Source organism: Lonsdalea britannica (assembly GCF_002111595.1).
Taxonomy (GTDB): Bacteria; Pseudomonadota; Gammaproteobacteria; order Enterobacterales; family Enterobacteriaceae; genus Lonsdalea; species Lonsdalea britannica.
On sequence record NZ_LUTN01000016.1, the window covers coordinates 30,658 to 43,612 of the forward strand.

Sequence of the window (12,955 nt, forward strand, 5' to 3'; positions counted from 1 at the left end):
CAGGCATCGCGCCGTGAAGGGAGCCCACGGACAATCGACTACAGACAAAAGCAAAAAGCATTCCACTCTTTTTCCTCTTGCCGTTCTCGCTGAGAGGTGTGCTAAGGTGCAGCGATACCGTGAAGGGCTGAAACGAAAGTTACAGAGGCAGGCATGAAGCAGATTGATGAACGGCTACGCAGCCATTTTAATGCGCTCTCCCCTCAGGAGCGGCGGGTCGCGGAGTTTATTTTCGATCATCTCGACGACCTGATCAGCTACAACAGCGCGGAGCTGTCGCGCCTGTGCGGCGTCTCTAAAGCGACCGTCAGTCGGTTGTTCCGTCGTCTCGGCTACCCGAGCTACCGGGAAATGCGCGATGAGCTGCGCACGCTACGCCAAAGCGGTATGCCGCTGGCCGACAACCGCGATGCGGTGCAGGGAAATACCCTGCTGGCGCGTCACTATAAGCAGGAGATGGCGAACCTGACCCAGTGGGTCAATCAGATCGATCCGGTGCAGTTCGGCGCGGTGATCGCCGCGCTTCAACAGGCTCAACGTGTCTGCCTGATCGGGCTGCGCAACAGTTATCCGGTGGCGCTGCATCTACGCCAGCAGCTGTTGCAGGTGAGGCCGCAAGTCTGTCTGTTAGCCCAGCCGGGCCAGACGCTGGCGGAAGAGCTGGCTGACCTGAGTCCACAGGATGTCGTTATCGTAGCCGCGTTTCGCCGCCGTCCACGGCTGATCCCGTCTCTGCTTCGCCAATTACAGGAAAAACAGGTGCCGGTGTTGTTGCTGTGCGAGCCGCAGGCCCACAGCCTTCAACCGTTCGCGACCTGGACGCTGAGCGCGCCGCTGGACAGCGTATCCGCCTTTGACAGCTACGCCTCTGCGATGGGGTTGGTTAATCTGTTGAGCAACGCGCTGCTGCATGAAATGTTGCAGGACGGACGTCAGCGTATTCATCATATTGCCGATCTGTATCAGCAGTTGGATGAGTTGGAGCAACGCTAGGCGACACTGAGTCCTTGCATGCAAACACGGCTGACCCTCCCGTCCTGTTCGGCCATTTCACTATACTTTTCAACGGATTAACGATTGCATCCGTTTTCCGGCACATCTGAATCATCGGTTTATTTCACCAGCCCGGATCTTAGGCGTTAGCGCCCTGAACATCGTCGCGAGGGCGATGGCTGTTCAGCTTGATGAGCGTGACGGGCGCTCATGACGTCATGTTGCATCCATGCCGGTAGCGCTCAGCGATGAGCTGATATTCAGCACCAGAATAGTGCTGTTGCTCCTCATTGGTGCAACATGTCGGGGCCACCTTTCCGCTCGATGCTTGCCGTTTTGCGCGATGATTTTCTCCGTTTCATCTGAGAAAAGCCTTATCTCAAGGATTGCCTGCGCTTTTTTCTCACCCGAATTCACCTCTCCCCGCAACCTCATTATTGGCATATATTTTGCTCTCTGATTTGTAACGATAGTTTCACTATCTTTTATTGAAGAATCTTTTGTTTCAAATTGGCGAACCAGGAGCAGAGCGATGAATATCAGAAAAGGTTTCTTGGCCGTGATCAGCGCGGCGCTGTTTTTCGTACAGGCCGGCCATGCCCTGGCTGATCAGCTGCAAGACATTGAAAAACGTGGCGTACTGCGCGTCGCCGTGCCGCAGGACTTCCCGCCGTTTGGCTCTGTCGGCACGGACCTTGAGCCGCAGGGCTACGATATCGACATGGCGCGCTATCTGGCCAGCGAGATGAAACTAAAGTTGCAGCTAGTGCCTGTGAGCAGCGCCAACCGCGTGCCTTATCTGCAAACCAACAAGGTGGATCTGGTGATCTCCAGCCTGGGTAAAAACGCCGAACGCGAAAAGGTGATCGACTTTAGCCGCGCCTACGCGCCGTTCTTCCTGGGCGTGTTCGGACCGAAAGACGGCGATCTGAGCAATCCTCAGGCGCTGGCGGGCAAAAGCGTGGGCGTCACCCGCGGCGCGGTGGAAGATATGGTGCTGACCGATCTTGCGCCGAAAGAAGCGCAGCTGAAACGCTATGAAGACAACAACACCACGCTGTCCGCGTATCTGTCTGGACAGGTGCAGTACATCGCGACTGGTAACCTGGTGGTCGCGGCCATCGCCGCACAGAATCCGACGAAAGCGCCGGTGGCGAAATTCATGCTGAAAGATTCGCCGTGCTTTATCGGCCTGAAAAAAGGCGAACCCGCGTTGAAAGAGAAGGTCAATGCGCTGATCGAAAAGGCGGTAAAAGACAACACGCTGAACGGCCTGTCGCAGAAGTGGCTGAAGGCGCCGCTGCCCGCCAATCTGGGCGCGTGAGGGTAACGCATGACCTATCAGCTTGATTTCGCCGCGCTGTGGCCTTACTGGCCGGACATGCTGGCCGGTCTGTGGGTCACCGTGCAACTGACGGTGCTCGCTACGGTCGGCGGTATTGCCATCGGCATCTGCGGCGCCGCGTTGCGCAGCGGCAAGCCGAACGTGTTGAGCGGGCTGTGGGGCGTTTACGTCGAAGCGATTCGTAATACGCCGTTCGTGGTGCAGCTGTTCTTTATCGTGTTCGGCCTGCCGGGGCTGGGGCTGAAGCTAACCGCAGGCGAGGCGGCGTTGATCGCCATGCTGGTGAATCTCGGGGCATACAGCACCGAGATTATCCGCGCGGGCATTCAGGTGACGCCGAAAGGGCAGTGGGAAGCCTGCCGGGTGCTGGGATTGACGCGCACGCAGACGTTTCTGCGTGTGATTTTACCGCCGGCCCTTCAACGGATTTATCCGGCGCTGGTGAGCCAGTGCATCATCGTCATGCTCGGCTCTTCGGTGGTGTCGCAGGTGTCGTACGAAGAGCTGACCTTCGCCGCCAACCTTATCCAATCTCGCACCTTCTTAAGCTTCGAGGTGTATCTGGTCACTACGCTCCTGTATCTGGCGTTGTCGCTGCTGATGCGCCAACTGCTGATGATGTTGGGGCGACGTTTTCTGGGAACGCAGGGCGCATGATGAACTTTACCGACTGGGATATAGTGCGCAACCTGCTGCTGGCGGGGCGCTGGACGGTGTTGCTGTCGCTGACCGCGTTCTTCGGCGGGGCGCTGGTGACGTTGCCGCTGTTGCTGCTGCGTCTGACCCGCCGTCCCTGGCCGCTGCGGCTGACCCGCGCTTACGCCAACCTGTTTCAGGGCACGCCGCTGCTGATGCAGCTATTCCTCGCTTTTTTTGGTCTGGGTCTGTTCGGCATTGACGTCAGTCCGTGGGTGGCCGCCGCACTGGCGCTGACGCTGTTCACCAGCGCGTTTCTGGTGGATATCTGGCACGGCAGCGTACTGGCGCTGCCGCGCGGACAGTGGGAAGCCTCGCGCTGTCTGGGACTGAGCTTCTGGCAAACCTTGAGCCGGGTCGTCGCGCCGCAGGCGATGCGTATCGCCATCGCCCCGACGGTCGGCTTTTCCGTGCAGGTAATCAAAGGTACGGCGCTGGCGTCCATCATCGGTTTTGTCGAGCTGACCAAAGCCGGAACCATGCTGAACAACGTCACCTACCAGCCCTTCAAGGTGTTTGGGCTGGTGGCGCTTGGCTACTTCCTGCTGTGCTACCCGCTGTCTTACTACAGCCGCTATTTGGAGAAGAAATTCAATGCCGCTCATCACCATTAATCAGGTTCATAAGTTTTACGGTCAAAACCACGTGTTAAAGGGCGTGGACCTGGACGTCGAGATGGGCGAAGTGATCTCTATCATCGGGCGCAGCGGCTCGGGGAAAAGTACGCTGCTCCGCTGCGTCAACGGTCTGGAAGGTTATCAGGAAGGCAGCATCAAGCTGGGCGGAATGACGATTACCGATCGGGAGTCTCAGGCGCGTGAAATCAGCCGTTCCATCGGCATGATTTTCCAAAATTTCAATCTGTTCCCCCACATGACCGCGTTGGAAAACGTGATGCTGGCGCCCCGGTTGGTGCTGGGAAAAAGCGCGGCGGAGTGCCGCAGTCTGGGCGAGCAGATGCTGGACAAAGTCGGGCTGGGCGAACGGCGAAACTACTATCCCGCCAATCTGTCCGGCGGCCAGCAGCAGCGCGTCGCCATCGCCCGCGCGCTGGCGATGAATCCGAAGGTGCTGTTGTGCGATGAAATTACCTCGGCGTTAGACCCGGAGCTGGTGGGCGAAGTGCTCAAAGTGCTGGAGCAGCTGGCGGCGGAAGGCATGACGCTGATTCTGGTCACCCACGAAATGAACTTCGCCCGCGAGGTCGGCGACCGCGTGGTATTCATGCACCAGGGCAAAGTGTGGGAGCAGGGCGAAGGCTCCCGCCTGTTCGCCCAGCCGCAGACCCCGGAACTGAAACAGTTTATTGCCTCCGTGCGCGGGCTGACCGAAGCCTGACGCGCGGCGCAGCCGGTACGCCTACCTCCGTCCGGCGCGTCAACGCACACCATGAATTAAGGACATCAGGAGTTAACCACTATGCAAAGCGAACTGTTCGCCCAAATTAATCCGCCACATCGTCTGCTGATGGGGCCGGGCCCGATTAACGCCGATCCGCGCGTGCTCCGGGCGATGTCCAGTCAGTTGATTGTCAGTACGATCCGGTGATGACCGGCTACATGAATCAGGTTATGGCGCTGTACCGGCAGCTGTTTCGTACTGAAAACCGCTGGACGATGTTGGTGGACGGCACGTCGCGTTCCGGAATTGAAGCCATTCTGGTTTCTGCGATCCGCCCCGGCGATCGCGTACTGGTCCCGGTGTTTGGCCGTTTCGGCCATCTGCTGTGTGAAATTGCCCGTCGCTGCCGCGCCGAGGTGCATACGATTGAAGCGCCGTGGGGCGACGTGTTCACGCCTGACCGCATCGAAGAGGCCGTGAAGCGGGTCAAACCGCGTCTGCTGCTGACCGTTCAGGGAGACACCTCGACGACGATGCTTCAGCCGCTGGACGAACTCGGTGACATCTGCCGACGTCATGGCGTGCTGTTTTACACTGACGCCACCGCCTCATTTGGCGGTAATCCGCTGGAAACCGATGCCTGGGGGTTGGATGGCGTATCCGCCGGACTTCAGAAGTGCCTTGGCGGTCCGTCCGGCAGTTCGCCGGTGACGATCAGCGAGCGCATGGAAGCGGCGATCCGTCAGCGCAAATGCGTGGAGCAGGGGATCCGCACCGACGATCATCAGGATGGCGATGAGGAGATGGTGTACTCCAACTACTTCGATCTGGGCATGATCATGGACTACTGGGGGCCGGAGCGGTTAAACCACCACACCGAAGCGACCAGTATGCTGTTCGCCGCCCGTGAGTGCGCCCGCATTATTCTGGAGGAGGGGCTGGATACCTGCATCGCCCGCCATGCGCTGCACGGTCAGGCGCTGTTGGCCGGGATCGAAGGGATGGGACTGAAGGCTTACGGCGATCCGGCGCATCGCATGAACAACGTATTAGGCGTGACGATCCCCGAAGGCATACACGGTGAAGCCGTGCGTAAGCTGCTGCTGGAGGATTTCGCCATCGAGATCGGCACCTCTTTCGGCCCGCTGCAGGGCAAGATCTGGCGGATCGGCACCATGGGCTACAACGCGCGTAAAGACTGCGTCATGCAGACCCTGACCGCATTGGAAGCCGTGCTTAATCGGCTGGGATTCCGCTCCGTACAGGGCGCCGCGTTGCAGGCCGCTTGGGATGTCTATAGCCGCCAGCAGGCGCAGGCATGAATCCCGTCGCGATGACGGCTGCCGAGGCGCTCAACGCCGCGCGGCAGGTTATGGATCGCTGCGATGCGCTGGCGGAGATTTCGGAAAGCGCAGGCCAACTGACGCGGGTTTACCTGTCGAAAGAGCATCTGCGCGCCAATCAGGTAGTGGGTGAGTGGATGCGGGCGGCGGGAATGCGCGTCTGGCAGGATAGCGTGGGCAATATTTGCGGCCGCTACGAGGGTCAAACGGCCGATGCCCCGGCGCTGCTGCTCGGTTCGCATCTAGACACGGTGCGCAATGCCGGTCGTTACGACGGGATGTTGGGCGTGCTCAGCGCGTTGGAAACCGTTCGCTATCTGCATCAACGTCAAATTCGGCTGCCGGTGGCGCTGGAGATCGTGGGCTTCGGCGACGAGGAAGGCACGCGCTTCGGCATCACCTTGCTGGGCAGCCGCGGACTCACCGGCACCTGGCCCGCAGAATGGCTGGCCTGTCAGGACGCCGATGGCGTTCCCGTGTCGCAAGCGCTGACGCAGGCCGGTTTGTCCGCCGACGCGATCGGAGAGGCGGCGCGGCCGCCGAGCGATATTCTGGCCTATCTGGAGCTGCATATCGAACAGGGGCCGTGTCTGGAACAGGCGGGACTGGCGCTGGGCGTGGTCACGGCAATCAATGGGGCGCGGCGGTTGAATTGTGCGTTTGTCGGTCATGCCGGTCATGCGGGCACGGTGCCGATGGGACAACGACAAGATGCGCTGGCGGCCGCGGCGGCCTGGATGACGCAGGTGGAGGCGCTGACGCAGTCGAGCGATCCGCATTTGGTCGCGACCGTAGGGACGTTGCACTGTTTGCCGGGCGCGGCCAACGTCATTCCCGGCGAAGTCAGGCTGACATTGGATGTCCGGGGACCGGAAGATGCAGCGCTGGAAGCGTTGCTGACCCGATTGCTGGCGGCGGCGAAGGAGATCGCCATGCTGCGCGGATGTCAGTTCAGCGCGGAGGAGTACTATCGTATTCCCGCGACGCGCTGCGATGACAGGCTACAGACGACGTTATCTGACGCTGTGACGGTGGTGCAGGGAACGAGTTTGTCGCTGCCGAGCGGCGCGGGCCACGACGCCATTGCCATCGCCGAACGTTGGCCGGTAGGCATGCTGTTCGTGCGCTGTCGAGGCGGCGTGAGCCATCACCCTGATGAGTTAGTGCTTACTGACGACGTGGCGCAAGCGTTGCAGGCGTTACTGCTGACGGTGGTGAACGTTGGCGCAACGCGTAAGGGGTGAATCGCGGAGCAGCTGAAGCGCCTCAACAGGCGGAGCGCGGGGCGGACATACGCCGGGTGGCGAGGGCTTTTTGCTGCATCAGTGTAAGCACTGACTTACATCGTGAGCAGCAAGAAGCGTCGCGCTGACTAGAGGGTGAACGCGTCCGCGTCGCGCCAGGCGGGGAAAGCTTGCCGATAGGCTTGCAGCGCTTCCAGCGACAGTTCCGCATCCAGCCGTGCGGGCTGATTTTCCGGGGCGCTGGCCAGCGTCTGACCGAGCGGATCGAGGATCACGCTGTCGCCCTGATAGCTGTGGCCGTTGGCATCGATACCGACGCGATTACAGCCCGCCACATAGCTTTGGTTTTCAATCGCGCGGGCCGTCAGCAGCGTCTTCCAGTGATGAGCGCGCGGCGTCGGCCAGTTGGCGACATACAGCAGCAGGTCGTAATCCTGCTGGTTGCGCGCCCAGACCGGGAAGCGCAGGTCGTAGCAGACCAGCGGCATGATGCGCCAGCCGCGCCACTCCACCACCAGTTTCTTCTTTCCTGCCTGATAATACTGATGTTCGTCCGCCATGCGGAACAGATGCCGCTTATCGTAGCGATACAGCGTGCCGTGCGGATCGGCGAACAGAAAACGGTTCGCCGCTCCTTTCGACGTTTGCACCGCCACGCTGCCGCCGATGAGCGCGTTGGTGCGCTGCGCCCACTGGCAGAGCCAGGCTTCCACCACCGACTGCTCCAGGCTGTGTCCGGCGGCTTCCATCGCGAATCCGGTGGTGAACATTTCCGGCAGCAGAATCAGATCGCGGCCGGTGATGTTTTCCAATAACGCGTCGAAGTGGCTCAGGTTGGCGGGACCATCCATCCACGCCAGCGGTTGTTGCAGTAGGGTGATTTTTAAAGTCGACATAGGCGCTCCGCAGCGGCATCCAACGTTGATTCCTGCTTGGCAAAACATAGCCGAATCAAGGTGTGGGGGAAAGTGTCTGCGCAGAAAACCGACAGCGGAATGGCGGCGACGCCAACGTGTTCGGTCATCCAGCGGCAGAAGGTCACGTCATCCTGCGTCGAAATCGCTTTGTAGTCCGCCAGCAGGAAGTAGGTGCCCTGACACGGCAACAGCTCAAAGCGGCTGGCCGACAGCGCATTGACGAAACGATCGCGTCGCGCCCGATAAAAATCAGGCAGCTCGCGCCAGTGTTCCGGGTGTTGCCGCAGCATATCGGCAATCGCCAGCTGTGCTGGCGTGTTGACGGCGAACGTCAGATATTGATGGATTTTGCGCAGTTCGGCGCTGATAGGCGCGGGAGCTACGCAGTAACCCACTTTCCAGCCGGTCATATGGAACGTTTTACCGAAGGACGAGACGGCGACCGCGCGCTGACGCAGCTCGGGATGCGCCAGGACGCTGGCATGACCTTCCGGATCGAAGCAGATGTGCTCGTACACTTCATCGCTCAGCACGTAAATTTCGCGTTCGGCAATCGCCTGCCACAGGACGTCGAAATCCGATTTTTGCCAGACGGTGGCCGACGGGTTGTGCGGCGTGTTGAGGATCACCAGCCGGGTTTTATCGCTGAGAAGCGCGGCGAACTCCGCCCAGTCCACCCGAAAGGCGGGGGGCTGCAGCGCCAGACGCTTCACGACGCCGCCAGCCAATTCGATGGCTGGCGCATAGCAGTCATAGCTCGGATCGAAGCAGATCACTTCATCACCCTGACGCACCAGCGCGCTGATGGCGGCGAACAGGGCTTCCGTCGCGCCAGCCGTGACCGTAATTTCCTGGTCGACATCCGGTTCCCAACCATACAGCTGCCCGGTTTTTTCAGCGATAGCCTGTCGCAGCGGCGCGACGCCGGTCATCGGCGCGTACTGATTCGCCCCCTGGCTAACGTGATAGGCCAGACGTTCTTGCAGATACTGAGGACCGTCGAAATCAGGGAAGCCCTGCGACAAGTTGATCGCCTGATGCTTCTGCGCCAGCGCGCTCATCTGGGTGAAGATGGTCGTGCCGAGAGAAGGGAGTTTACTGTGGGGGATTAGCGCCGCGCTCATGACTGAATACAACTCCTGCAAACGTGTATAGCTAGCCAATATATCACGCTGTCGATAATTGGCAATTGAGACGTTTGGGTGTCTATATGGCTAAAAAACATGACGCGTGAATGGGTAGAAAACGGACTTATCGTATTGTTATTCAAGATAAATGTTGTTGAAGTTCTTTTTTAAACCAGAGAGCGATAAAGGACGGTAATAAACAGGCATAAACAATCCTGAGGAACAGGAAACCCAGTGTGAATGCTGGATATTGGGCACATTGAAACAACATAAGGACATCGTTTGTTTATGAATAACGTAATGAAAAACGTCGAGATTATCGATTTTGGAAGCGGTCAATCTATTCCAAACCCCAAAGCATCATGTGGCGCAGTGACGCCGTATGAAAAGTTGATTTTCAGCGTGAAGCGGTTACCCGAAACGCTGTCGTCTTATTTCCCTCTCAATGGTTATTCGACGCCCTGCCGGGCCGTCAACAATTTGTCGTCAACGATAGAGGTTTGTTTGCGCGCGATGATAGCGGCGACGCTTCCGCGGAACTTTCTTCATTCAACGTTACAGATGACGGGACAGACGTATGGAGCCGCAACGACGGAACCGACCACCTGTGCCTGTCACCGTGATATTACGCTCGCCGAGTTACGAAAAATCGCGCCGGAGGCCGATGAAGACAAGCTGACGACGTACCTGCAGGCTTTTAATGAGGGATTCGCTAAATACAGGATGACCACATGCAGGGAAAAAGCGCATTTTCTTGCACAGTGTTGTCACGAAAGCATGGGCCTGGTCTACACCGCGGAAATCGGCGGGAGTCAAAAGAGCTATGCGCCTTGGTACGGTCGGGGCTTGATTCAATTGACCTTCGAGATGAACTATCGCGCGTACGGGAGCGCGGTGGGCGAGGATGTGTATTCCAGTGAAGACAACCGGAATAAACTGACTACCTCGCCTCACTGTGTGACCTCGGCCTTTTGGTTTTACATGGATTATGGCAACCAGAATCTGAATCGTTACGCCAAAAAAGATGACTTCAATATCATTACGGCCAGAATTAACGGCGGTTTTAATGGTTATGACGACAGGTTGCGCTATTTCGATAAGGCCGTTGAGGTGCTGAAGTGTGAGCACCTCAATCAATTAAGGAAGGCGAATGGATTCACGTTCGAGGAGAGCGCCATTTATAACAATAAAGTTTATGCGTACAGCTGGGCGCGTTATCACGATCCGTTAAGCAAAGAACAAGGCACTCGCAAAGATAAGGCTGAGGCGCTGGTGGCTTATAAGAGGGCGCTGGCGTTATATCAAGCGGCGAAAGATACCACCAAAGCCAACGCGATTCAGACGCGAATAAATCGCCTAAGTTGAACCATGGGGGGCTGATTCAGCCCCCTTTTTTATCCGAAGATCGCACAAGCGCACCCGATGAACGCCGTGATTTGTGCATCGAAGTGAACAGCGGCGGATTATTTTGCCAGCGCCGACCGTTCATTGACGTCCTCGCCAAACGAACAGAGCACATCAGACAGTCAGTTTATATCGATAGAGTCAGAGAAAAACTGACCGGCTGCGCCGGTGTGCGTCGCGAGCGTTTTGGCTAATTTCCTGCACGGTTTCTTCTAACACATTGCTTTTGCCGTTCCAGGTCAATATCAACTTCCCCTCCCGTTTTGCCGGTGTGATGTTATCGTCTGTCGGACAAGAAAACAGCAGCGTGTCGTCAGGCGACGGGGCGGTCTGAGCTGGCGGTCAGAAAACAAAAAACAGTATAAAAAAAGGGGGATTACCCACCCTCTTTTCGCGGTATTCTCCTTGGCCGGAAGGGCCGATGATCTTCTTGAGATCCCCGATTTCTCCGGGTAATCTCACGCGTTAATGTGATACTTATCATCAGGCGAAGGCGCCGAGAGTATATGCCAGCGCGCGAATCAGAGGGTTCAGACGCGGGGGAAAGAAACCGGCGTATTTCTCTCTGATGTTTATAAAAATTCATGCTCACTGAGCGGCAATAACAACACTGAACGCCGACGGTTGCGTCGGAACGTTTGGGGATTCACCTGCACTGGGAATAGACCATGAGCGATAACGTATTTTTGACCGACCTGCTGGCGGCCTGCCACTGGATCGGGGAAAGAGGCTTGTGTCCCGCCACCGGCGGCAACATGTCCGTCCGTCTCGATGAGGCGCGCAGCCTGATCACGGCATCGGGCAAAGACAAGGGCAATCTAAAGCCGGATGACTTTCTACAGGTCGATATTGCTACCAACCATGTGCCTAGCGGCCGTACGCCGTCCGCGGAAACCGGTTTGCACACCTTGCTGTATCGTCTCGACGCGCACATCGGCGCCGTGCTGCATACGCACTCGGTCAACGCCACGGTGTTGTCCCGTGTAGAGAAAAGCGATGCCTTGATTCTGGAAGGCTACGAGATGCAGAAGTCGCTGGCTGGCCAGCGCTCGCATCTCGACCAAGTGAACATCCCTATTTTCGATAACGATCAGGACATTCCGGCGCTGGCCGAGCGCGTGGCGGCTCGCCATGCGTCCACGCCGCTGCGTTACGGTTTTCTGGTGCGGGGCCACGGCCTCTACTGTTGGGGACAGAGCGTGCAGGAAGCGCGACGTCATCTCGAGGGGCTGGAGTTTCTGTTCCAGTGCGAACTGCAACGACGTTTGCTGGAGGCGCAATGATTAAGGCCATCGTCACCGACATTGAAGGCACCACCAGCGACATTCGCTTCGTACACGACGTTCTGTTTCCCTACGCGCGCGCGCGTTTGGCGGACATCGTGGCTCAGGCCGGCGAGCAGCGGGAAGTCGCCGATGCGCTGGCGGCGCTGCGGATCGAGCTTGCGCGTCCGGAAGCCAGCGAAACGGAGCTGGTGGACGCACTGGCGCAGTTTATGGATCAGGATCGCAAGTCGACGGCGCTGAAAACGTTGCAGGGCATTATCTGGCGTACAGGCTATCGGCAGGGCGACTTCCATGGCCACGTCTACGCCGACGTGACGCCGCAACTGCATGCGTGGCTTGAGCAGGGCATCAAGCTGTACGTTTACTCTTCCGGCTCGGTCGAGGCGCAGCAATTGCTGTTCGGCCACAGCGACGTCGGTGACTTACGACCGCTGTTCAGCGGCTATTTTGATACGCGCGTTGGCGCCAAACGTGAAGTCGCATCCTATCGGAATATCGCCGAAGCCATTGCGCTCCCGGCGGCTGAAATTCTGTTCCTTTCCGATATTCATCAGGAGCTGGACGCGGCGCGAAGCGCCGGTTGGCATACCTGTCAGCTGCTGCGCGGCGAGGCAGACCCCCAGAGCGATCACCCGCAGGTGAGCCGCTTCGATCATATCGACGTACAGGAGATTTCCTCATGAGCGCACTCACTATTTTCAGCGACCAAGACGCATCACAACCGGTGTGGCAGAGCCAGGACGCCGAGGCGATCCGTCAGCGTTTGACGGCTATCGGCGTCCGTTTCGAACGCTGGCAGGCGGATCGCGCATTGAGCGCAGAGCCTGACGCGGAAGAGGTGCTGGCGGCCTATCAGCATGAAATCAACAAACTGGTGGCGGAAAAAGGCTATCAGAGCTGGGATGTGATCAGCATGCGCGCCGACCATCCTCAGAAGGAAGCGCTGCGCGGCAAGTTTCTGTCTGAGCATACGCACGGGGAAGATGAAGTGCGTTTCTTTGTGGAGGGCGCGGGGCTGTTCTGCCTGCATGTCGAAGGGCAGATCTTCCAGATCTTGTGTGAGAAGAACGATCTGTTGTCCGTCCCGGCGGGAACGCCGCACTGGTTCGATATGGGGTCGTCCCCGAACTTTACGGCCATTCGTCTGTTCGACAATCCGGAAGGATGGATCGCCCACTTCACCGGCGACGACATCGCCACGGCGTATCCGAAGCTGGCCTGATTTCCTGTCGTTAAGCGTCTCCCCACCCGAGCGGCGG

The 12,955-nt window shown here is 58.4% G+C and carries 12 protein-coding genes and 1 pseudogene; 11 read left to right on the plus strand and 2 right to left on the minus strand.

The genetic code is table 11. The features are described from left to right. Positions 1-153: 153 nt before the first annotated feature. From AU509_RS13325 to hpxK, 7 genes and pseudogenes are all read left to right on the plus strand, one after another. On the plus strand, positions 154-993 hold the full coding sequence (locus AU509_RS13325; protein ID WP_085653040.1) for a MurR/RpiR family transcriptional regulator: 840 nt from the start codon (positions 154-156) through the stop codon (positions 991-993). A 532-nt stretch (positions 994-1,525) separates the two neighbouring features. Further along, positions 1,526-2,317, plus strand: a complete 792-nt coding sequence (locus AU509_RS13335; protein WP_409359767.1) for a transporter substrate-binding domain-containing protein — start codon at positions 1,526-1,528, stop codon at positions 2,315-2,317. Between the two features lie 9 nt (positions 2,318-2,326). Continuing rightward, positions 2,327-2,995 carry an amino acid ABC transporter permease gene (locus tag AU509_RS13340; protein WP_085653039.1) on the plus strand — a complete coding sequence of 223 codons (669 nt, stop codon included), beginning with the start codon at positions 2,327-2,329 and terminating at the stop codon, positions 2,993-2,995. Further along, positions 2,995-3,648 carry an amino acid ABC transporter permease gene (locus AU509_RS13345; RefSeq protein ID WP_304163060.1) on the plus strand — a complete coding sequence of 218 codons (654 nt, stop codon included), beginning with the start codon at positions 2,995-2,997 and terminating at the stop codon, positions 3,646-3,648. Before AU509_RS13340 ends, AU509_RS13345 begins: the two co-directional genes overlap by 1 nt. Continuing rightward, the gene (locus AU509_RS13350; protein WP_085653038.1) at positions 3,629-4,372 is read left to right on the plus strand and encodes an amino acid ABC transporter ATP-binding protein; all 744 of its coding nucleotides are present in this window, start codon (positions 3,629-3,631) and stop codon (positions 4,370-4,372) included. The genes AU509_RS13345 and AU509_RS13350 overlap by 20 nt, the downstream gene beginning before the upstream one ends. A gap of 81 nt (positions 4,373-4,453) precedes the next feature. Continuing rightward, positions 4,454-5,697: pseudogene (locus AU509_RS13355) on the plus strand (pyridoxal-phosphate-dependent aminotransferase family protein). Beyond that, positions 5,694-6,962: an allantoate amidohydrolase gene (gene hpxK / locus AU509_RS13360; RefSeq protein ID WP_094118562.1), complete on the plus strand. Its 1,269-nt coding sequence runs from the start codon at positions 5,694-5,696 to the stop codon at positions 6,960-6,962. The pseudogene AU509_RS13355 and the gene hpxK overlap by 4 nt, the downstream one beginning before the upstream one ends. Positions 6,963-7,090: 128 nt before the next feature. On the opposite strand, the gene AU509_RS13365 is transcribed toward hpxK, so the two are convergent. Then, positions 7,091-7,858, minus strand: coding sequence for an amidohydrolase (locus AU509_RS13365; RefSeq protein ID WP_094118563.1), 768 nt, complete (start codon positions 7,856-7,858; stop codon positions 7,091-7,093). Continuing rightward, the gene (locus AU509_RS13370) at positions 7,846-9,003 is read right to left on the minus strand and encodes a pyridoxal phosphate-dependent aminotransferase (protein ID WP_094118564.1); all 1,158 of its coding nucleotides are present in this window, start codon (positions 9,001-9,003) and stop codon (positions 7,846-7,848) included. The genes AU509_RS13365 and AU509_RS13370 overlap by 13 nt, the downstream gene beginning before the upstream one ends. Before the next feature lie 291 nt (positions 9,004-9,294). On the opposite strand from AU509_RS13370, the gene AU509_RS13375 reads away from it, so the two are divergent. The 4 genes from AU509_RS13375 to AU509_RS13390 all read left to right on the plus strand — a co-directional run bounded on the left by AU509_RS13375 (position 9,295) and on the right by AU509_RS13390 (position 12,918). Further along, complete coding sequence (locus AU509_RS13375; protein WP_094118565.1) at positions 9,295-10,371, plus strand: glycoside hydrolase family 19 protein; 1,077 nt, start codon at positions 9,295-9,297, stop codon at positions 10,369-10,371. Between the two features lie 707 nt (positions 10,372-11,078). Next, positions 11,079-11,693: a methylthioribulose 1-phosphate dehydratase gene (locus tag AU509_RS13380; RefSeq protein ID WP_085653032.1), complete on the plus strand. Its 615-nt coding sequence runs from the start codon at positions 11,079-11,081 to the stop codon at positions 11,691-11,693. Further along, on the plus strand, positions 11,690-12,379 hold the full coding sequence (gene mtnC, locus AU509_RS13385; RefSeq protein WP_085653031.1) for an acireductone synthase: 690 nt from the start codon (positions 11,690-11,692) through the stop codon (positions 12,377-12,379). The genes AU509_RS13380 and mtnC overlap by 4 nt, the downstream gene beginning before the upstream one ends. Next, a complete protein-coding gene (locus AU509_RS13390) occupies positions 12,376-12,918 on the plus strand; it encodes a 1,2-dihydroxy-3-keto-5-methylthiopentene dioxygenase (protein ID WP_085653030.1) in 543 nt (180 codons plus the stop codon). The genes mtnC and AU509_RS13390 overlap by 4 nt, the downstream gene beginning before the upstream one ends. Positions 12,919-12,955 lie beyond the last annotated feature (37 nt).